The organism is Streptomyces sp. HUAS MG56 (assembly GCF_058673395.1).
Genome location: NZ_CM178722.1, coordinates 503844 through 524136, shown reverse-complemented (window position 1 = coordinate 524136; position 20293 = coordinate 503844). Strand labels below are relative to the sequence as shown.

General features: G+C 70.5%; 21 protein-coding genes. 12 read left to right on the top strand and 9 right to left on the bottom strand.

Going from position 1 to position 20293, the window contains the following annotated elements:
* Positions 1-460: 460 nt before the first annotated feature.
* A complete protein-coding gene (locus AC4OXY_RS02625) occupies positions 461-982 on the bottom strand; it encodes a P-loop nucleotide/nucleoside kinase family protein (RefSeq protein WP_356040336.1) in 522 nt (173 codons plus the stop codon).
* Positions 983-1124: 142 nt separating this feature from the next.
* On the opposite strand from AC4OXY_RS02625, the gene AC4OXY_RS02620 reads away from it, so the two are divergent.
* The 6 genes from AC4OXY_RS02620 (at position 1125) to AC4OXY_RS02595 (ending at position 5183) form a co-directional block, all read left to right on the top strand.
* The gene (locus AC4OXY_RS02620; protein ID WP_491993032.1) at positions 1125-1271 is read left to right on the top strand and encodes a hypothetical protein; all 147 of its coding nucleotides are present in this window, start codon (positions 1125-1127) and stop codon (positions 1269-1271) included.
* Positions 1272-1338: 67 nt separating this feature from the next.
* A complete protein-coding gene (locus AC4OXY_RS02615; RefSeq protein WP_402066326.1) occupies positions 1339-1620 on the top strand; it encodes a hypothetical protein in 282 nt (93 codons plus the stop codon).
* Positions 1621-1892: 272 nt separating this feature from the next.
* Positions 1893-2687, top strand: coding sequence for a GNAT family N-acetyltransferase (locus AC4OXY_RS02610; RefSeq protein WP_376289762.1), 795 nt, complete (start codon positions 1893-1895; stop codon positions 2685-2687).
* The gene (gene infA / locus AC4OXY_RS02605; protein WP_010981942.1) at positions 2684-2908 is read left to right on the top strand and encodes a translation initiation factor IF-1; all 225 of its coding nucleotides are present in this window, start codon (positions 2684-2686) and stop codon (positions 2906-2908) included. The genes AC4OXY_RS02610 and infA overlap by 4 nt, the downstream gene beginning before the upstream one ends.
* Positions 2909-3674: 766 nt before the next feature.
* A complete protein-coding gene (locus AC4OXY_RS02600; RefSeq protein WP_491993031.1) occupies positions 3675-4553 on the top strand; it encodes a cation:proton antiporter domain-containing protein in 879 nt (292 codons plus the stop codon).
* Between the two features lie 351 nt (positions 4554-4904).
* A complete protein-coding gene (locus tag AC4OXY_RS02595; RefSeq protein WP_491993030.1) occupies positions 4905-5183 on the top strand; it encodes a hypothetical protein in 279 nt (92 codons plus the stop codon).
* A gap of 57 nt (positions 5184-5240) precedes the next feature.
* Here the strand turns inward: AC4OXY_RS02595 and AC4OXY_RS02590 are convergent, their stop codons facing one another.
* Both AC4OXY_RS02590 and AC4OXY_RS02585 read right to left on the bottom strand, forming a co-directional pair.
* A complete protein-coding gene (locus AC4OXY_RS02590) occupies positions 5241-5666 on the bottom strand; it encodes an SRPBCC family protein (protein WP_356025098.1) in 426 nt (141 codons plus the stop codon).
* A 1181-nt stretch (positions 5667-6847) separates the two neighbouring features.
* On the bottom strand, positions 6848-7144 hold the full coding sequence (locus tag AC4OXY_RS02585) for a hypothetical protein (RefSeq protein WP_491993029.1): 297 nt from the start codon (positions 7142-7144) through the stop codon (positions 6848-6850).
* Between the two features lie 87 nt (positions 7145-7231).
* On the opposite strand from AC4OXY_RS02585, the gene AC4OXY_RS02580 reads away from it, so the two are divergent.
* On the top strand, positions 7232-8449 hold the full coding sequence (locus tag AC4OXY_RS02580; protein WP_376289754.1) for an MFS transporter: 1218 nt from the start codon (positions 7232-7234) through the stop codon (positions 8447-8449).
* Between the two features lie 398 nt (positions 8450-8847).
* Here the strand turns inward: AC4OXY_RS02580 and AC4OXY_RS02575 are convergent, their stop codons facing one another.
* Both AC4OXY_RS02575 and AC4OXY_RS02570 read right to left on the bottom strand, forming a co-directional pair.
* Positions 8848-9873, bottom strand: coding sequence for an alpha/beta hydrolase (locus tag AC4OXY_RS02575; protein WP_491993028.1), 1026 nt, complete (start codon positions 9871-9873; stop codon positions 8848-8850).
* A 242-nt stretch (positions 9874-10115) separates the two neighbouring features.
* Positions 10116-10751 carry a TetR/AcrR family transcriptional regulator gene (locus AC4OXY_RS02570; RefSeq protein WP_491993027.1) on the bottom strand — a complete coding sequence of 212 codons (636 nt, stop codon included), beginning with the start codon at positions 10749-10751 and terminating at the stop codon, positions 10116-10118.
* 100 nt (positions 10752-10851) lie between these two features.
* Between AC4OXY_RS02570 and AC4OXY_RS02565 the strand changes: the two genes are divergently transcribed.
* Entirely contained in the window at positions 10852-11259 is a 408-nt protein-coding gene (locus tag AC4OXY_RS02565) for a nuclear transport factor 2 family protein (protein WP_356025088.1), read from the top strand.
* A 102-nt stretch (positions 11260-11361) separates the two neighbouring features.
* On the opposite strand, the gene AC4OXY_RS02560 is transcribed toward AC4OXY_RS02565, so the two are convergent.
* From AC4OXY_RS02560 to AC4OXY_RS02550, 3 genes are all read right to left on the bottom strand, one after another.
* Positions 11362-12234 carry an SAM-dependent methyltransferase gene (locus AC4OXY_RS02560; RefSeq protein ID WP_491993026.1) on the bottom strand — a complete coding sequence of 291 codons (873 nt, stop codon included), beginning with the start codon at positions 12232-12234 and terminating at the stop codon, positions 11362-11364.
* A 141-nt stretch (positions 12235-12375) separates the two neighbouring features.
* The gene (locus AC4OXY_RS02555; RefSeq protein ID WP_491993025.1) at positions 12376-12948 is read right to left on the bottom strand and encodes an MFS transporter; all 573 of its coding nucleotides are present in this window, start codon (positions 12946-12948) and stop codon (positions 12376-12378) included.
* 9 nt (positions 12949-12957) lie between these two features.
* Positions 12958-13782 (bottom strand): MFS transporter, encoded by an 825-nt coding sequence (locus tag AC4OXY_RS02550; RefSeq protein WP_491993024.1) that lies wholly within the window; start codon positions 13780-13782, stop codon positions 12958-12960.
* Positions 13783-14143: 361 nt separating this feature from the next.
* Between AC4OXY_RS02550 and AC4OXY_RS02545 the strand changes: the two genes are divergently transcribed.
* The 4 genes from AC4OXY_RS02545 (at position 14144) to AC4OXY_RS02530 (ending at position 16291) form a co-directional block, all read left to right on the top strand.
* Positions 14144-14557 carry a sortase-dependent protein gene (locus AC4OXY_RS02545; RefSeq protein ID WP_491993023.1) on the top strand — a complete coding sequence of 138 codons (414 nt, stop codon included), beginning with the start codon at positions 14144-14146 and terminating at the stop codon, positions 14555-14557.
* Positions 14554-15174, top strand: a complete 621-nt coding sequence (locus AC4OXY_RS02540) for a class F sortase (RefSeq protein WP_491993022.1) — start codon at positions 14554-14556, stop codon at positions 15172-15174. The genes AC4OXY_RS02545 and AC4OXY_RS02540 overlap by 4 nt, the downstream gene beginning before the upstream one ends.
* A gap of 120 nt (positions 15175-15294) precedes the next feature.
* Positions 15295-15786 (top strand): RNA polymerase sigma factor, encoded by a 492-nt coding sequence (locus AC4OXY_RS02535; RefSeq protein ID WP_356025076.1) that lies wholly within the window; start codon positions 15295-15297, stop codon positions 15784-15786.
* Entirely contained in the window at positions 15770-16291 is a 522-nt protein-coding gene (locus tag AC4OXY_RS02530) for a hypothetical protein (protein ID WP_402066343.1), read from the top strand. The genes AC4OXY_RS02535 and AC4OXY_RS02530 overlap by 17 nt, the downstream gene beginning before the upstream one ends.
* A gap of 215 nt (positions 16292-16506) precedes the next feature.
* On the opposite strand, the gene AC4OXY_RS02525 is transcribed toward AC4OXY_RS02530, so the two are convergent.
* The gene (locus AC4OXY_RS02525; RefSeq protein ID WP_491994771.1) at positions 16507-20127 is read right to left on the bottom strand and encodes a hydantoinase B/oxoprolinase family protein; all 3621 of its coding nucleotides are present in this window, start codon (positions 20125-20127) and stop codon (positions 16507-16509) included.
* Positions 20128-20293 lie beyond the last annotated feature (166 nt).

Below are 20293 nucleotides of genomic sequence, written 5' to 3'. Positions count from 1 at the left end.
ACGTCTGGGCAGACCACCGCCGGGCGTGTGGTTCCAGCGTGCCGGTCAACAGATTCCGCAGCTTCCTGACGGCTCAATTCCTTGCCCTCGGCGTCCGTGACCGATGCGTGCCCATGATCGGTGCGGCCTTCGTGTCGTAAGCCTCGCCGACCGCATCGACCTCGCCGGGCCCTTGGCAGGTGTCGCAGTACGAACTCTGCCCTCTGCCAGAACACACGCCACCACCCAGGCCCACGGCCCGGGTGGTGGCCGGCCGCGTGCACCCGTGGCCACGGCATCGTTGCTGCATGCGCAAGCAGGTCGGCCGTACGTCAGCAGGCGACGGGCATGGCATCGGCCCCGCCCGACGTGCGTGGGAGGCGCCCCGGCGGACAGGGAGCGCGCAGGAGCCTCGGAGCTTACATACGGGGATCCAGGAGGTCTTCGGACGTGATTCCCTGATCGGCTCGGCGGGTGGATCTCAGCTCTTGAGGGCCTGTGCGATCTGCTCGGCGGCCTGGGCCGGAGTGAGGTGGGTGGTGTCGACGACTTCGGCCTCGGCGTGCAGCCACGTGCGTGCGGCCTCTGCGTAGGGCTCAAGGTATTCGAGGCGGAAGGGAGACGGGCCCATCACGGCGTCACCCTCGATGCGCCCGCGGAGGGTGACCTGGTCGGCGTGGAGGACGAAGTGCCGTACCGGGATGGAATGTTGGGCCAGCCCTGCGCTGATCTCCCGCCAATACTGCTCGACCAGGACGGTCATGGGGATCACCAGAGTGCCGCCCGTGTAGTCGAGGACGTGGCGGGCGGTCTCGACGACGAGAGGGCGCCATGGCGGCCAGTGCTGGAAGTTGCCCGTCGCGGGCAGCCCCGGCGTGATGTCCATGAGCGTCTCGCCGACCTTCTCGGCGTCGAACACCCTGGAATCCGGGATCAGTTGCTGGACGAGTGCACTGGTCGTCGTCTTGCCCACACCGTGGGTGCCGTTGATCCATACGATCATGGGTCCCGACGCTAGCGCTGTCCGGGCCGTGAGGCCAGACGGTGCGGCGGGTCGCCCACGGCTGCTCGGACTGTCCCTTCTCGGCGCCGGTCAGCAGCATGGTCACCAGCCGGGTTAGCCGGGGCGCGAACTCGGAGGCCGCGTGGGCGAGGAGCGGGTCCCCGGCGTGGCGGCGACCAGGGCTCCCGGCGGGTTCGACGTCTGCCTGCCGCTGCTGGGCGTCCATCGCGGTCGTACCGGCTATGACGTCGACGGCTTGTCCGGGGGTCATCCCCTGGCGGGGCTGTAGCAGGTCGTAGAGCAGATCGGGGTGGGCAGACCAAGGGGATCATTCGCCTCACGAAGGGAGCTTTCCGATGTCTGCACAGACCATCGTCATCACCGGAACCGCCGGCGGCCTTGAGGAGCTCTTCGAAATGGGCGGGAGCGCCGACGACATGACGCTGGCCGCACACGAACGCGTCGTAGGCGCGATATTGCCCCGCAAACCCGACCGCGCCGAGGAGGCGATGGCGGAGCACCTTACTGAGTGGGCACCGTTGAGGGTCGACTGGAGCAGATGCGCGAGCGGCACTTCGGCGCGGCCGACGATGGCCAACCGGGAAGCCACCTGCGGCCGAGACGTCGTAGCGCCATGAGGCGGGCGCCCATGTTTCCGGCGACCAGAGCGGTCACCGGATCGACACCGTGCAGTGCCGTGTTCAGCGCCGTGACCACCCGTACGGAAAAGATTTGAGCGAGGCAGAGCCTCGCTGCTACTTTCGGGGTGGACCGTGAAGTCGTCGTATGGAGGTGAGACCCGTGAACACAGTTACCCATGGGTGCTCCCTCAACCCGTCACGGTCCGGCGGCTGACATTCGGTGTCGCCAGGAGCGCCTGAGATCGAGGCACTCCTGGGAGGAGACTCCGATGAACACGAAGCCTTTCACATCTGGTCCGGGCGAGAACGCGGTGATGATCACGCGCGTCGCGGACAGGCAATGGCACGCACTGGATGACGACCTGGTGGTCGGCCGCGGGCTTGCGGTGCGCCGGCCAGACGGACGCTTGTTCGTCAGTATCGACGCCTGGCACGACGCCACCTTCGACCGGCTCGCCGAGGCGATGCTGCCGGAGCTGCCGGCGCCGCTGTACACGGTGGTCGACGAATCCGACGTCGAGCTGACGGCCGCCTGGCAGCGAGCCGGTTTCACGATCCGGCGCCGCGAGTGGGAGTACGTTGTCCCGACCGACCCGCAGATCACAGGGCTCGAAGCAGTCCTGCCGCCTTCGGGCGTGACGATCGTGCCCGCCGGTCAGGCGGACGAGACTCTGCTGCGGGCGGTGGACCGCGCGATCCGTGACGAAGTCGAGGCGACCGACGGGTGGTGGCAGTCGATGCCCGCGGAGGTAATTCCCCGCCCCGAAGGCGACACCATCGTCGACCCGTCGAAGTACGCGGTGGCCGCGGCGCCGGACCGCTACCTGGGTCTGATCCGGGTGGTGACGGTGAACCGGCCGCGCATCGGGCTGGTCGCGGTCCGGGCCGGCGAGCAGCGCCGCGGCATCGCGCGGGCGCTGCTGGCCCACGCGCTGGGGACGCTGCACCGCTCAGGGTTCGCCGCGGCCTGGACCGAAGTCCACGAGTCCAACCAAGCAGCCTCGACGCTGTTCGAGGGCATCGGCGCCCGGCCGATGAGCAGCAACCTGGAGCTGGTGCGATGACCAAGAACAAGAACGTCATCGAAGTCGAGGGCAAGGTCGTCGAGTGCCTGCGCAGCGCCATGTTCACCGTGGAGCTGGAGAACGGCCACCAGGTGCTCGCGCACATCAGCGGGAAGATCCGCAAGAACTACATCAAGATCATGCTGGAAGACCGGGTGCTGGTGGAACTCCCGCCGTATGACCTGACGCGCGGCCGGATCGTGTTCCGGTACCGGAACTAGCGGCGGTCGGCGGCTCGGCCCCTTTCTCGGCGGCCGTTGCACCCGCTCCATACTCGTGCGGCAGCCGGGCTGGTTCCCGAATCCCTTGGGAACCAGCCCGGTTCGATGCTTCCGGGCGTCGGCGATGGCGGCTGAGGACCGCTCGGTCACTCGGCTGATCTTGGTTGCAGTAGGCGTCCTCTGCCGCCGAACCGTTGTCGCTGGGGCTGCGAAGCGCACCGGCATCCTCTGCGGCGTCCACCTCAGGCTGTTGGGGCTGGAGGGCTCCGAGCCGGGAGGATGCGGATGACGCGGAAGACGCGGGAGTGCGCGACGGCCGGGGCGCGGCGGTGGTGTTGCCGAAGTGTCCGGCCGCCTTGACGGCTTCGGCGCCGAGTTGGTGCCAGGTCGCGGCGCTGGACGAGGCCGCCGACTTGGAGGTGAGCTGAACGGGACGCCGACGAGGCGCAACCCCCGGTACGCCGAGTCCAGCCACCGGCATCGACGCCGGTTCCGTCGCTGAGCAGGAGGAGGGCCTCAAGCCGCACCGGGTGGCTGCACGGGCGATGTGCTCGGCGGCTGGGGAAACTCACGCACGGCGTTGTGATGCGGGGGAACTCTCGTCCTGGACCGGACGAATGAAAGAGGCAGTAGAAAGGGGGCGGCCTTCTCGGAGAGGGGGAAGCAGCCGCGTAGCAATTGCCTGTCGTGATCGCTGTTCGGATTCCACTCTGCGGATGAATCCCAGCCGTTGCCCGGCATCGGCGGCGTATTCCGTGCAGCGGCCGTGGCTGTGGCTGTGGCCGTGGCCGTGGGCGAGTGCGAGTGCGACGGGTCGACTCGACGTCGCAGGCGCTTTCGGTCCGGGGTCGTCCTCGGCAGCACGCGCCACAAGCTCGGCGACGCCTCCGTCCGGCTCCAGGTCCGCGCCGTCTACGACACCGTGACCTTCCTGCTGGAGAGCGTCGTCTTCGCCCTGATCGGCCTTGAGCTCCCCTCGGCCGTCCGTCATCTCGCGCGCGACGAGCACGGCTGGCCGCTGTGGGTGCCGGTGATCGCCTTCACCCTGCTGGCGATCCGCCTGCTGTGGATCTTCCCGCTGTCCGCCCTGATCCACCACCGGCACGGGCAGGGCGACAACCGCCTGTCGTGGCGGGTCCCGGCCGTCCTGTCCTGGGCGGGCAGCCGAGGCGTCATGCCGCTGGCAGCCGCGCTGTCCATCCCGCTGGCCACGCACGCGGGGGCGCCGCTGCCGCACCGGGCGCTCATCCTCACGCTCACCACGGGCACCGTCGCGGTCACTCTCGTCTTCCAGGGCTTCACCCTGGCCCCCGTCGTCCGCCGCTCCGGCATCGCGCTGGAACCCGAGCACACCGCCCGCGAGGAGGCCCGGACCCGCCGGCACATCGCCCGCGCCGCTCTCGACGAGCTCAAACTGCTCGGCGATCCGGAACACCTCGCCGATCTGGGTACCAATCGATCCTCGCGCGATGCCGCACCCACACGCCAGGTGCCGGGCGAGTACGCCTCGGCGTCGTTCTTCGTCTTCTTCGAGCAGAAGCGCGAACCCGGCCCACTGATCCGTGGAGTCCACCCTCGGCACACGGGTGGTCGGAGGCTTCAGCCGCCGCCCCACTCTGTCGTCGGTGTAGCGCTGCGGATCTGATGGAGTCCCGGGGGACTTTCAGGGGCGGGATCTGCTCTGACAGCGAGGGCCGTGTGGTGACCTGTCCGTGCTCGACCGATCGCAACGGGTACGTCCTGGTAGGCGCAGGCCGGCTGACCGGCCGGGGCGAGTCCCGCGGCGCGTCGTCCGTATGGCCTTGAGCAGCCAATCGTCGCTGAACCCGGCGGCTGCGAGGGCCCGCAACGTGATCGTCCGCTTCCTGGGGACGGAGTTCAGGGGCTGGTTCACCATGCGACCAGGCCGGACAGCCGCGCACGCCGGGAGGGCCGATCACAGCTCTTCGGCCCTGGGGGTGGACGGTTCGGTCTCGCGACGGCCTACGGTGGAGACATGAGCGAGATCGTCGTCTACGAACTCGAAAAGCCTGCGGCACCACGCTCCTCCGCCGGACCGCCGAGTGGCACGGAGCGGCACGTGCGCAAGGTGCACGCGGCGCCCGTCGCCCCGGGGATGCGCACCGCCACCGGACCGAGGACCCTGTGCGGCAAGGACACCTTCGCCATGGAGGCGGCCGACTGGAACCCCTCCGAGCACCCCGGAGCACCGTGGTACCCGGCGGAATACGCATCCGTGGTCTGCCCCGACTGCGATGCCGTGATCGAAACCTGACCGCGGCGAACGGCCGACCGACTGCCTGACGTCGCCGCGCTCACCGTCTTCCTGCCGCTACCTCCGTTCCACGTACTCCTTGAAGTGCTCCAGGTCGCCGCGGGCGAGCCGTTCGATCGCGTTCGTCTGGGCGAACCCCTTGGGCCCGCCGAAGGTGTCCCGGACGGTGTCGGGGTCGTACTCCACGCGTGCCTGGATCCGGGTGTGGTTCTGGTCGATCGGCTCAAGGGAGAAGGAACCCGTCAGCTCGGGGGCGCCCACGCTCAGCCACTCCATCACGCGCTCGCCGCGGTCGGAAACCTCAGCCTCGACCTCCCGGGCTCCGCCCCTTGTCTCGACCTCCAGAAGCGCTCGGCCTCCGGCCCCCGTGCGCGCGCTCCGCACTCCTTGCACGAAGCGTGGATAGTTCTCCACCTGGTGAATGTTCTCCCAGGCCGTATCGATCGGAACGTCGACATCGACGTGCAGTTCGAGGGTGCTCATGGCTCACCTCCACGTGCAGTTCATGACGCACGGCCTTCTGCTCACAGTGTGCGCCCCGCAGGAACCGGGAGGGAAAGGTGGGGAGCTGGAATGGGGTGTCCCGCGTCCGTACTACATGCACTGGCACTCGACATCGTTGTCTGCAGATCCTTGGAACGGGCCGGTCGGACATCACAGCATGACGTGCTTGACCTGCGTGTCGTCCAGCAGGCCGGTGAGGGAGATCTGACGGCCGTAGCCGGCAGCAGGTGTCGCAACGGATCCGACCCACGTGAAGCACAGCAGTGATGCCCGTTCGGAGTCGTCGAAGGTCCTGTCGACCCTCGGTGGTAGGCGACTCGACGGCCACCGGTACACCTGGCGTGATGGATCGGGGCAACGCGGTTCGCAAGCTCGTCACACGCGACGCCGACGGCTTCGTACCCCGTGCATACGAACAGCTCGCGGTCTCGTACCGACGCGTCGGTGATGACGCCGAGGCACAGTCCAACTCGCCAAGCAGCGCCATCGGCGGATCACTCTGCCCTGGTAGGGCCAAGCGATGGGGCTGGCGCATGGGCGGACGGTGGCGCAGCGCCCGCCGCACCGTCTATGACCGCATGGTCTCGACCATCGATCCCGAAGCCCGGCACGGGCCGTTCGGGGAGAGGCTGCAGGCTGAGCTGGGTTGCCTCGCCGGGTTCGCAGATTGGGGAGCAGTCCGCGATCACGGTTGTGACGGGACGAGTTGTCCGGTACACGCGTGAGGTGGCTGTGTTGCGGCTCGCGATCCGGGTCGACCCGCCCGTCGTGCCGGGGATCCTGGGCACTGATCCCATCGAACGGGTGCTGGTTCTTGAGTATTTGGACGATCAACCGGGGGCTGACGACTAGGTCATCGGCTATGCCGCCGAGGCGCTGGGCCGTCTCCACGCTGCCTCCGACACCGACGACGTCGTTGCCGGGGTCGTACAGCCGAGCGTCCATGCGTGTGCGGGATGGGTGCCTCAGGGCGATGGGCTGGTGGGGCGAGCTCGGGAATCTGGGACGGCTCGCCCTGTCGCCCTGACCATGCGCGACGCGATGCTCACCCGCCGGCCCCACGCTTGAGTCAGTGCCCCGGGTCGGTGCCGTCGTCCCGGCCTGCTTGCCTGTGGTGGCCTCGTCCCGGGGGAGCGTGGTTCGGCGTCGCAGCGACCGGTCTACGCCTTGGCAGGTCGTAGGGAGGCCGGTGTACGCCCGATGAAGTCCCGTGCCGTCCGGGTGAGATGGGCCTGTTCGGCGAAGCCCGCGGTGGCTGCGGCCAGGGCGGCAGGTCCGGCCGGCAGGCCCGTGATCGCGGCACGGAGGCGGCCCCACCTCCGCAAGCCGGCGAGCGCGATCCCCACGTCCCGCCGGACCAACGCGCGCAGCCGCGCTGCCGACCCGTCCCTTGGCGCCGTGCCGACGTACCCGAGACGCTTGGACTGGTGGAGGATGGTGCGAGGTACTCGCCGCATCCAACGTCGGCACGAGCGTGCTGGCCCGGCGGGTGACGGTGTTCATCGGGACGTCGGAGCGGAGGCATGGTGGGCGTGAATCGGCCGATGCCCGAGTCAGGTGAAGCGGACGACCGGCAGGCGAGGATGGGGCCGTGGCGGTTCGTCGTCTGGTTCGGCACGGTCAGCCTGCTCGCGGATGCCGTGTACGAGGGCGCCCGCTCGATCACCGGGCCCCTGCTGGCCTCACTGGGCGCATCCGCCCTGGTAGTCGGCGTCGTCACCGGTGCCGGAGAAGCGGCGGCGCTGGGGCTGCGGCTGGTCTCCGGCCCGCTGGCGGACCGCACCCGCCGCTTCTGGGGCCTGGCGATCGCCGGGTACGCCCTGACGGTCGTCTCGGTCCCGCTGCTGGGCGTGGCCGGGGTGCTGTGGGCCGCGTGCGTGCTGGTCGTCGCCGAGCGCGTCGGCAAGGCCGTGCGCTCACCCGCGAAGGACACCATGCTCTCGCACGCCACCGCCGCCACCGGACGGGGCCGCGGCTTCGCCGTGCACGAGGCGCTGGACCAGATCGGCGCCATCTCCGGCCCGCTGCTGGTGGCAGGCGTGCTCGCGCTCACCGGCAACGACTACGGCCCCGCACTCGGCGTCCTCGCCGCCCCCGGGATCGCCGTCCTGCTGCTGCTCTTCTGGCTGCGGGCCCGGGTACCGGACCCGGAGGCCTACGAACGCGAGGTGACCGCTTCGGTACCCGCGGAACCCAGTGCACCGGACGTGCAGGGCGGGCGGTTGCCGCGGACGTTCTGGACGTACGCCGCCTTCACGGCGGCCACCACGACCGGCTTCGCCACCTTCGGCGTGCTCTCCTACCACCTGGTTCAGCGCCACCTGCTGACCCCTGCCTGGGTGCCGGTGCTCTACGCGGCGGCGATGGCGGTGGACGCCGTCTCGGCGCTGGCCACGGGGTGGCTCTACGACCGGTACGGTCCGCGTGTGCTCGTCGCCCTGCCGGTGCTGACCGCGGGCGTGGTGGCACTGGCGTTCACGAGTACGGTCGCGATCGCCGTGGCCGGTTCGCTGCTGTGGGGCGCGGCCATGGGCATCCAGGAGTCCACCCTGCGCGCCACGGTCGCCGACCTGGTGCCCAGCGGGCGGCGGGCGACCGCGTACGGCCTCTTCGCCGGGGTGGTCGGCGTGGCGAGCCTGGCCGGCGGCGCACTGATCGGCGGGCTGTACGGCTACTCGATCCCCGTCCTGATCACGGTCGTCGTCGCCATCCAGGTGCTGGCCGGGGTGTTGCTGGCCGTCACAGGGGTCGGCCGACGCTGAGACCAGGCGCGCCGTCGGCCGGACTGGGGGGCAGGCCAGTTCAGTGCATCCCGACTCAGCTTGACGTGGGGTCGCACTACGGTGTGCGCCATGGGGAGAGAGCCCGGACGCGCGGCTCCCGGACCGCCGTAGGGGTGGCGCTGTTGTGGCGGCTCGATCTGAATGTCCGCACCGCGTCGATCGCGGATGACCGGCACGACGACGCGGGGAATCCGATGGCGCTTGCCCGTGCAGACGCGGCCACGGGCTCTTCGGCCTGCGCCCCACCGTCGTCACCCCGCTGTCCGAAACACCGGCCTGCACACTCGCGCAACTGCGAGCCCGCTTCCGTTACATGACGGCGGCCCGGCAGATGACCTCTGACAGCTGCCGAAATGCCACAGTGCGGCACCCCGGGCTCAGGAGGACGGTGTGGGGCCCTCCATCTGCTCGCTGATCCATTGCGTGGGTCCCTCCATCTGCTTCAGGTAGGTGGCGCCGTTGTGGGTGCCGTTCGGTATCTCCCACAGTCTGGTGTGGACCGGGCCCTTTCCGTAGGTGGTCATGAAGTTCTTGATGGCGTTGATGGTCGCGGGGTTCTCCCTCGTGCCGACCTGGAACGCGACGTAGACGTCCGGTCCCTTGGCGGCCGTCAGCCGTTTGGCCAGCACCTTGGGGTTGTTCTCCCGCATCTCCTTCTCGTGGCCTCGCCACAGCGGGGAGTCAGGGACGATGTCAGGGCCGTTGGCGATGGCGGTCTTGAACTTGTCGGGGTGCTTCAGGACGGCCTTCAGGCTCGCGAAGCCACCGGTGGAGGAACCCATGTAACTCCAGCCCGCACGATCCTTGATGGTGCGGAAGTTGGCCTTCATCAGGTCCGGGACGTCCTCCGTCAGCCATGTGCCCATCTTCGGCTGGTTGGGTATGTCACTGGCGTCCCAGTAGATGCCGTGGGTGTCCGGTCCCGGATTGAGGATCGGCATGGCCAGCAGGAAGGGCTTGCTCCTGCCCTCCTCGTACCACTTGGAGATGCTCTTCTCCAGGGAGAGCCGGTCCGGGCCGAACTCGCCCACCGACCAGTAATTGCTGTCGTTGCCGGGGCCGCCGGGCAGGGCGATCATGACAGGGAAGCCGCTCGTGGCGAACTTCGCGTCCTGGTACTCCTTGGGCGCCCAGACCCACACCTTGCCCTTGAACCCGGACTTGGGTCCGTCCAGGGTGACGACGCTGACGTGGGTGCCGTCGCTGAGGGTCTTGACGTTCCTGAACTCGGCCTTGGGGCCTGTCGGCATCAGCGTCTTGGAGTCGGCGGCCCTGGCGCTCCTCCCGTGCTTCGCGCTGCCGGCCTGGTCGTAGTTGACGGGGTCGCCCTTGTCCGTGAACGGCGGGATCTCGTAGTGGCTCATCACCTGCCAGGCGACCAGTCCGAGCGTGGCCACGGACACCGCCGCGACGATCCAACGGCGGGCACGGGACGCGCGGCGCCGGCCACGGGACCGGTGGGCTCCGGCGGGTCGGTTTCTCATCTTGCGGCTCCGGCTGGTACTGCCCCAAAGGGGGCAAGAAGGTCAGTTCCGTCCCAGCTAGATGGGCGTCCCGGGCCAGAGGTTGCTCCATCAAGCCGTCCAGCAGGTCTTTGATACGAAACTACGACAACCGGACCGAGGTGTGATCGAGACGCTCCGCCCTATTCGTGGACGGACGTCGCCGAGTTCACGCCGGGGGCCGGGTCCGGGGCCGGGGTTGAAGGAGCGGCCTGCCCGGAGTCGCACAACTCGGCGACGAGGCCACGTGCGTAGTCCTCGTTCGTTTCCGGAATCGAGAACACGACCCGGAAATAGAGGGGCGCGACCACGCGGTCCAGCACCCGCTCCAGCGGGGGTGTTCCCTCGCCCCGTCGGGCCGCGGCCTCCAGGGCGGCGTGGAACCGGGTGCTGACCCGTTCCAGGCACTCGCGCAATCCGGCTCGTCGCTCATCCACGTCCGGTGCCACTTCGGCACGGAAGAACGCCACGCCTCCCGGGCGGGACAGGTCGGTGAGCGTCCACACGGCGGCCCGTTCGAGGTCCTTGCGTAGATCACCGAGCAGCTCCGGCGTCCCCTCGTCCTGGTGCTGGGCGGCCACGTCCGCCAGGAGGGCGGAAGTTGTCCCCCAGCGGCGGTAGACGGAGCTGGGGTTGACGCCGGCGCGGCGCGCCACCGCTGGGATGGTCACCTTCTCGGTTCCGAGTTCCTGCACCAGTTCCACCGTCGCCCGGTGCACGGCGGCGCGTACACGGGCGCTCCGGCCTCCTGGGCGGCTGTCTTTGCTTTTGGCGGGCATTCCCTCATCTTAAAGCAATGAATTGCGCTTTAGTGGCCGGTCTGCCTAGAGTGCTTAAAGCGGAGATCACCGCTTTAAGCGTCTACCTGAGGAGAGCCCAATGCCCCGGTACGAGGTTCAGCACCAGCTCGGCAGGACGTTCCACGCCTGTCTCGCCGCCCGTGACTGGGAGGGCATCCGGGCCCTGCTCACCGACGACGCCACCTGGACACTCCCCGGCGACAACGCCGTCTCCGGTACGGCGGACGGCGCCGAGGCGGTCGTGGAACGGGCGAAGAAGATCGCCTCCTACGGTCTCGACTTCGAACTGCTGCACATCCTGGTCAGTCCCGAGAACATGGCCCTGTCCCTGCACAACACCGCCCGCCGGGGCGAGGTCCGGTTGGATGAGTACCTCTCCACCGTCTGCCGCCTTCGCGATGGCAAGATCGCGAGCATCGAGACCTACCTGTCCGACGTTCCCGGCATGGACGCATTCTTCGTCTTGGGTACACCGAACGGCAAGTAGCCCTTTCAGGCGGCGGCTCCCGCCGCCTGAAAGGTAGGGGGCCGTCGGGGCTTCCTGTGCGTGCGGCACGAGGCATTGGACTGCCGACCTGTTGACGCTGTGTCAGGGCCTGGCTGGGGTCGTGGTGCGGCGGGCGTGGAAGAGGCCCCAGCGCAGTAGCCGACGGCGGGTGATGTCTGTCCACAGGGGCAGGTTGGCCAGGAGATCGTCGAGGTAGGCGGGGCTGATGGTGCCGCGCAGCTCGGGTGTGCGGCGGCGCATCTCTTCCTCAAGGCGTGCGTAGTGAGTGGCCAGGTCCGGGGTGCGGTCTTCGAAGTCCGCTGGCAGACCGAGTCTGGACAGACTCTGTCGGTAGAACGACGGCGTTGCCAGACTCTGCACGCCGAGGCGGGACAGCGCGGGCCGCAGGGCCTGGGCCGGTGCCTTCTCGTCCGCCATGATGTCCGAGAAGACGAGCGCTCCGCCCGGTCTGAGCACCCGCACCGCTTCGCCCAGAGCGCCGTCGCGGTCCGCCACATGGCAGAGGACTTCCAGGGACCAGACCACGTCGAAGCGTCCTGCCTCGTAGGGCAGATGGTTGAGCGAGCCTGTGACGACCTCGATCAGGCCGTCCAGGCCGCGTCGGGCGTTGGCCGCGCGATGGCGCCGGTTGTGCGCCTCGCTGAGGTCGAGGGCCACCACCCGGCAGCCGAAGCGCTCGGCGAGCGCGCGGGCTGAGCCGCCGTACCCGGAGCCGAGGTCGAGTACGGTGGCATCCGGGCCGAGCAGGTCCGAGACCTGGTCGGCGGCGTGCTCCACGGTGCGGTGCGAGGCGTCGGCGATCGCCTCCTGCGCGTCGGCGTACACACCGACGTGGATGTCCTCGCCGCCCCAGACAGCGTCGTAGAAGGCGTCGACGTCACTGCTCTCGTAGTAGTGGCGGGTCGATTCCTCGTGGTCCGGTGTGCTGCTGTCACCCTTGGCGGTATCGCTCATGGCGGCTGGATTCCCTGCATCGACAAGGGCGATGCGCACTGCTTGTAAATCGCCGGTGATTATCCGTCATCCGTGTGTCAGTGGTGCAGCAGCGCAGGGATGGAAGCCCAGGAGCTCACGTCTCACTCATACCCTGGCCGCCTACGGTGCGACCTCCTCCAGGCTGCGCCCGCTCGTCTCCTTAGCCCCGGCCGCTGCCGTCAGCGAGCCGACCAGGGCGAGGGCGGCCAGCGTCACGAAGACCGTGCCGATCGCATCGCCCGCGTAGACGGCTCCCACCACGATCGGGCCGAGGGCGATACCCAGGCGGTTCATGGCGTCGCCCACGCTGGTGCCCAACGCCCTGATCTGTGTGGGGAAGACTTCCGGTGTGTAGAGGTAGAGACAGATGTTGCAGCCGAAGACGAAGACTGCCGCCAGGGACGTCCAGACCAGGACGCCGACCGACGTGCCGGCGGCCGACAGGCCGAGGAGGAGCAGGCAGAGGGCCGCGGCTGCGAGGCACCGGACCACCGTGTTGCGGCGGCCGACCCGGTCGACGGTGAGGGCGACGATCAGGCAGCCGAGCAGGCCCGCGCAGCTCGTCACCGTCGAGTAGAGGAGGGCGGTCGACAGGCCGAGGCGGAAGCGGGTTCCGTAGATGGTCGGAAGCCAGGACGTGATGCCGTAGTTCACGAAATGGCCGGTGAACCGGAGGAGCCCGACGACGAGCATCCGCTTGCGCTACCTGCCGCTGAGCAGCTCACGCAGACCGCCCTTGCCCTGGTGCGGCGTCACGGACGGGGCAGGGGTCGGTTCCGGCGGCGGGGCGCCGGTGAGCTTCTCGACCGCGGCCTCGATGGACGCCATCGTGGCAAGACCCTGCTCGTGCCTGCCGTGGTCGGCGAGCCAGCGTGGTGATTCCGGTACGTAGCGGACGACGGCGAGGCACACGACGGCGGGCAGGGCCGCGAGGCCGAACATCCAGCGCCAGCCGAGCGTCGGCACCAGCCAGTAGGCGACGAGCGCACCGGCGGTGAGGCCGGCCGGGAAGACCAGTTCGAAGAGGAGCACGAAGCGGCCGCGCTGGTGGGCACGGGTGATCTCCGCGATGAAGGTGGCGGCGATCGGCACCTCGCCGCCGGTGGCCATGCCCTGGACGAAGCGGATCGCCATGAACGGTTCGGGCGAGGTGCAGAGCGTCAGTGCCAGATTGCAGAGGCTGGCCAGCGTGATGCAGCCCGCGATGACCTTGACCCGGCCGATCCGGTCGGCGAGCCGGCCCGACACCAGCTCACCGACGAGCATGCCGACCGAGCCGACGGTCATCAGGGCGGTGGCGTGACCGGTGTCGAGGCTCCACTCGGTGCGCAGTTGGGGGAGTGCGTACGCGATCAGGAGCTGGTCGAAGGCCTCGAAGACGGTGGCGGTGCCGACGATGAGCCGGACCATCACCTGCCAGCGGCACAGCGGCAGGCGTTCGAAGCGGGCGCCGATGTCTGCTGCCGGCGCGGATGCGTCGTCGTCGCCTGGTCGATCTGTGGCGGCGCGGTGTGCGTCGATCGTCATGGATGGCCTCCGGATCCGTACGGCGGTCGGGGGACGGGACCGTACGGGAGGGTTCGGGCCGCGAGGGCACGACGGTGTCCGTGCGCCGGGGCGGCTGTGAGAGCGGGGACGGGGGACGGCGGGCCGGGACGAGGGCCGTGCGGGCTGCGAGGTGCTGGTGTGCCGATCACGGCCCCCCGCCGCCCCGCGCCCCCATCCCGGTCCGCCTCGTCCTCGCCATGCGACGGCGCCCGGCTGCGAAGGTCCGCACGACTTTGCCGATCCTTTACAACCTGGGTTGATCCTGTCTCGTCTCTCCGCTCGATCCGTCACGCAGCCCGCCCGGCCACCCGCCGGGCCGGCCGACGAAAGAGAGCGATTCATGCGCCGAACAGTCCTCAGCGCCACCGCAGCCGCGGGCGTCGCCGTGCTGGCGAGCACGGTGCCCGCGTTCGCCCACGGGACGAGCGCGTCCCCGACGCCGCGGCCCTCCGCCACCTCCGTACCGTCGCCCCGGCCGAGCGTGCCGGGCAGCGCGGAGCCGAGCGCGGTACCCACCCGGGAGCCGAGCCGGGCGGCCACCCCCGTGCCGAGCGTCGTGCCGAGCTCCGTGCCGAGCGAGGGACGCGGCCAGGTCGGCGTCGTACCGAGTGGTGCTCCCCACACCGGCGTGACCACCGGCTCCAACGGCTCCGGTTCCAACGGCATGCTGATCGGCGGCGGTGCCGCCGGCGCCCTCGCGGTGGGCGGCGCGGCGGTCTTCCTCGTGCGCCGCCGACGGGCGACCGGGGCATGACTGACCTCTCCAGGCGCGCGTTCGTCACCGCGGTACTCGCCGCGCTGCTCGTGAGCTGCGCCGGCCACGGCGGCGAGGGGGTGCGGGCCGGCCGCCCCACCGGCACGCACGTGTCCGCCGGGTCCTTTGCGGACCCGGCGAACGCGCCGTACCCGCTGGGCCGTTCGGTCCCGGTGCGGCTGCGGATCCCCGGGATCGGCGTCGACACCCCGGTCATGCGACTCGGGCTGGCGCAGGACGGCAGCGTGCAGGTGCCCCCGATCACCGCGCACGACCGGGCGGGCTGGTACCAGCACTCCCCGACGCCGGGCCAGACGGGTCCGTCGGTGATCCTCGGCCATGTCACGGTCGGCGCCCACGGGGACGGCGTCTTCCGCCACCTCGACCGGCTGCGCCGGGGCGACGGGATCACGGTGCGCCTGGAGAACGGCAGATCGGCCGGGTTCACCGTCACCTCCGTACGGACCGTCGCCAAGGCCGACTTTCCGACGAAGGCGGTCTACGGCGACGTCGACCGGCCCGAGCTGCGGCTCATCACGTGCGGCGGACCCCGCACCGGCAACGGCTATCTCGACAACGTGATCGTCTTCGCCGCGCTGAGCACCACGAGCCACTGACCGGTCGCCGCCCGCCCCGATCCCGGGCCGATGGAACGTACGCCGTCGGTCCGGGGTCTTTCCCCACGGGCGCCCCGCGCCCCCGGGCGCGACGAGGGCCCTCACCCCCTATGGAGAGCGTTGAAACGGTCCCGCGAGAAGGCGGCAGCAGAGCTGTTCGCCGCTCTCTACCCGCGCCTGGCCGGCTGGTGCCGACGTCTGGTCGACGACGACGAGACCGCCCACGAGATCGCCTCGGAGGCGTTCACCCGCCTCTGGGCCCGCTGGACGTCCGTGTCAGAGCCCCGGGGGTTCCTCTACGTCACGGCCGCCAACATCGTCCGGGACCACTGGCGCCGCCTGGAGCGCGAGCGCAAGGCCATGCGCCGCGCCACCGTCGAGGAATCCGTCCGCCCGCCCACCGAGCAGACCGACCCCTCGGTCCGCCTGCTCGTCCAGGCACTCCCCGAACGACTGCGCATACCGACCCTTCTGCACTACTACGCTGACTTGCCGATCCGGGAGGTGGCCGTGCTGACCGGGCGCAAGGAAGGAACCGTCAAGGCCGACCTGCACGCGGCCCGCGAACTGCTCCGCGCCCACCTGAGGAGAAGCCTTGATCACATTCAATGACGACGGGCCGGACTCCGAACCCGACGACCCCCTCGCCCTCATCATGCGCCCGCCCTCCGAGCACCTCGCCCCGCCCCCCGGCCGGTACGAGGAGATCCGCCGTGGCGCCGCCCGCCGCCGCATCCTGCGCGCAGCCGTCACAACCGGCGCCACCTGCACGGTCGCCGCCCTCCTCGCCCTACCCCTGCTGCACACCACCCACCAGGCCCCCGCCTCCCCGACGGCCCCCCTCGCCCCGCCCCCCGCGACCAGCCCCACGGCCCCGCCGACTCCGGCCGAGTCGGGTCCCGTGAGTGCCACCCCTCGCCCCAGCCCCCGCCCCTCGACGGATACGACGACCTTGCCTCCCCGCCCCCCGGCCACCACCGCCTCACCCTCAGCCGCCCCCTCCACAACCCCGACAGAACACCGGCCCTCGACCCCCACCCCACCCTCGCGCACGGTGGAGCCGTCGGCCGACCCGGCACGCTCCGCGACCCCCTCCGCTGCCGGTACCCGCCCGTGACCCCGGGGACCTGCCCCTGCTGCGGTCCCTGCGGCGGCTGAGCGCGCGGCCGTGCCCGGCGTCGACGCGGCCCTCGCCACGCTCGACGATCGACGCAACAGGGGGACTGACGGACATGAGCATGCACATCGCCGTGTGATGGGGCTCGGTGCATGGGCGGCGAAGCGGTCAGGGAAGCCCCGGCATCCGCCGACAGCCGTGGTGCACCGGACACGTCACCGGGCGGGCACCCCGCCGCCCGCATGTCCGTAGCCGCCCCCTCCGGGAGTGCGGATGACCAGGACGTCGCCGTCGGTGACGTCCGCGGTGTCGCAGCCGCGCAGCCGCTCGGTGCGGCCGTCGGCGCGTTCGATCAGGTTCTCGCCGAGGGCGCCGGGTGCGCCGCCGGCCATGCCGTAGGGCGGGACGCGACGGTGGCCGGAGACGACCGCCACCGTCATCGGCTCGGCGAACCGGATCCGGCGCTCCACTCCGCGGCCGCCGTGCCAGTGGCCCGCGCCGCCGCTGCCCTCGCGGATGCGGAACTCCTCCACGCGTACGGGGTAGCGCCACTCCAGGATCTCGGGGTCGGTGAGGCGGGAGTTGGTCATGTGGGTCTGCACGGCGTCCGCCCCGTCGAAGCCCTCGCCCGCGCCGGAGCCGGAGGCGACGGTTTCGTAGTACTGGACGCGGTCGTTGCCGAAGGAGACGTTGTTCATCGTGCCGGAGCCCTCGGCCTGGGTGCCCAGGACGGCGTACAGGGCGCCGGTGACGGCCTGGGAGGTTTCGACGTTCCCGGCGACGGTGGCGGCCGGGAAGGCGGGGGAGAGCATGGAACCGGCGGGGATGCGCACGTCGAGGGGCTTCAGGCAGCCGCTGTTGAGCGGGATGTCGTCGGCGACCAGGGTGCGGAAGACATACAGCACCGCCGCCATGACGACCGAGGTGGGCGCGTTCAGATTGCCGGGCTGTTGGGGTGAGGTACCGGCGAAGTCCAGGACGGCGCACCGCCGTTCACGGTCGACGCGCAGGGTGACCTGGATGACGGCGCCGTTGTCGGTCTCGTAGCGGTGTTCGCCGTCGTCGAGGGTCGCGATGATGCGCCGTACGCATTCCTCGGCGTTGTCCTGGACGTGCCGCATGTAGGCGTGGACGACGTCGAGGCCGAACTGGTCGATGACACGCCGCAGTTCGTGGATGCCCTTCTCGTTGGCGGCGATCTGGGCGCGCAGGTCGGCGAGGTTGGTGTCCGGGTCGCGGGAGGGGTATCGGGCGCCGGTGAGGTGGCGACGGGTCTCGTCCTCGCGGAAGTGTCCGTCGCGGACCAGCGGCCAGTTGTCGAAGAGCACACCTTCCTCGTCGATGGTGGTGCTGAACGCTGGCATGGATCCGGGGCTGATGCCACCGATCTCGGCGTGGTGGCCGCGCGAGGCGACCAGGAAGAGGAGTGTGTCGCCGGCGTCGTCGAAGACCGGGGTGACCACGGTGATGTCGGGTAGATGGGTGCCGCCGTGGTACGGGTCGTTGACGGCGTAGACGTCGCCGGGCCGCAGTGAGCCTTCGTTACGACGCAGGATCTCCTTGATGGACTCGCCCATCGAGCCCAGATGCACCGGGATGTGCGGCGCGTTGGCGATGAGGTTGCCGTCCGGATCGAAGAGCGCGCAGGAGAAGTCGAGGCGCTCCTTGATGTTGACCGAGTGGGCGGTGCTCTCCAGCCGTACGCCCATCTGTTCGGCGACGGACATGAACAGGTTGTTGAAGACCTCCAGCAGCACCGGGTCGACGCTGGTGCCGGCCGCCGTCCGGGTCGGGCGGGGCCGGGAGCGGGTGAGGACGAGGTCGCCGTGCTCGTCGGCCGTGGCCTGCCAGCCGGGATCGACGACCGTGGTCCCGTCCGCCTCGGCGACGATCGCCGGGCCCTCGATCACGGCCCCCTCGCGGATGTCCTCGCGCCGGTACAGCCGCGTGGACTGCCGGCGGCCCTCCGTGAACATCAGTACCGTGGCGGCCGGTTGGAGTTGGCCGCTCCGCGGCGGCAGCACCGGCGCGGCGGGGGTGCGGGGGCCGGAGGAGCCGGTGGCCTCCACTGCGACGGCCTCCACCACCAGGGGCTTGGCCATGGTGAAGCCGTAGCGGTCGCGGTGTTCGCGGGCGAAGTCGGCCCGCATGTCGTCCGCCGCGCCCAGCGGCACGGGCAGCGAAAAGTCGGTGCCCTCGTACCGCAGCAGGGCGCGTGCGGTGGTCCGTACGGTGTCCTCCGGTACGCCGTCCTCGTGCAGTTGGGTGCGTGCCTGCTCGGCCAGCTCGGCACGGACGGCCTCGACACGAGCCGCGGTGTCCGGGCGGTCGAGGGCGGCTTCGAGGGAGCGTTCGCGCAGGGCGACCGCGTCCGCCGTCCCGATGCCGTACGCGGAGAGCACCCCGGCGAGCGGCGGGATCAGGACGGTGTCGATGCCGAGCCGGTCGGCGACCGCGCAGCCGTGCTGGCCGCCCGCGCCGCCGAAGGCGACGAGCGCGTAGCGGGTGATGTCCCGGCCGCGCTGGACGGAGATCTTCTTCACCGCGTTCGCGATGTTGAGTACGGCGATGTCGAGGAAGCCCGCCGCGACCTCCTCCGGGGCACGGCGCCGCCCGGTCGCGGCGGCGGTCTCCTCGGCGAGCTCGGTGAAGCGGGCCCGGACCGCGCCCGCGTCCAGCGGCTGGTCGCCGGTCTCGCCGAACACCCGGGGGAAGAAGGCGGGTTGGATCCGGCCGAGCATCACGTTGGCGTCGGTCACGGTCAGTGGCCCGCCGCGCCGGTAACAGACGGGTCCGGGGTCGGCACCGGCCGAGTCGGGGCCGACGCGGTAGCGCATGCCGTCGAAGTGCAGGACCGAGCCGCCGCCCGCGGCGACGGTGTGGATGTCGGTCATCGGCGCCCGCATCCGCACCCCGGCCACCTGGGTGCCCAGGATCCGTTCGATCTCGCCCGCGTAGTGGGACACGTCGGTCGAGGTGCCGCCCATGTCGAAGCCGATGGCCCGGGTGTGCCCGGCCCGGCTCGCGGCGCGGGCCATGCCGACGACGCCGCCCGCCGGGCCGGAGAGCACGGCGTCCTTGCCGCGGAAGTGGCCCGCCTCGCGCAGCCCGCCCCCGGACTGCATGAACATCAGCCGCACGCCGCTCAGTTCGGCAGCCACCTGGTCGACGTAGCGGCGCAGGATGGGCGAGAGGTAGGCGTCGACCACGGTTGTGTCGCCCCGAGGCACCAGCTTGATCAGCGGGCTCACCTCGTGCGAGCAGCTGACCTGTGAGAAGCCGGTCGTGCGGGCCGCCTCGGCGACGGCGGCCTCGTGCTCCGGGTAGCGGTAGCCGTGCAGGAAGACGATCGCGGCGCACCGGAAACCGTCCGCGTACGCCGACTCCAGGGCTTCCCGCGCGGCGTCCGCGTCGAGCGGGCGGACGGGTTCACCGCGCGCACCGACCCGCTCGTCCACCTCGATCACCCGCTCGTACAGGGCCTCCGGGAGCAGGATGCGACGGTCGAAGATGCGCGGGCGGTTCTGGTAAGCGATGCGCAGGGCGTCTCGGAAGCCCCGGGTGGTGACCAGGACGGTCGGCTCGCCGTTGTGCGTCAGCAGCGCGTTGGTGGCGACGGTGGTGCCCATCTTCACGACCTCGATCCGGCCGGCCGGAATCGGCTCGTCCGCCTCCAGGCCCAGCACCAGCCGGATCCCGGCGACCGCCGCGTCCCGGTACACCTCCGGCCGCTCCGAGAGCAGCTTGCGGCTGACCACCTCGGAGTCCGGCGTCACCGCCACGACGTCGGTGAAGGTGCCGCCTCGGTCGATCCAGAACTGCCAGCGACCAGTCACAGTCATGCCTCCATTGTGGGCGTCCGGCCGCCCACCGGCCGGTCGGGTGACGTGCCGCCGCCCCGTGCGAGCCGTGGGTCGAGCGAGCGTGCCGGGACGAACGGGTGAGACACGGATGCCTGCCTCGGTACGCACCCGAGGGCGGCATCCGGCCACGGTGGACACC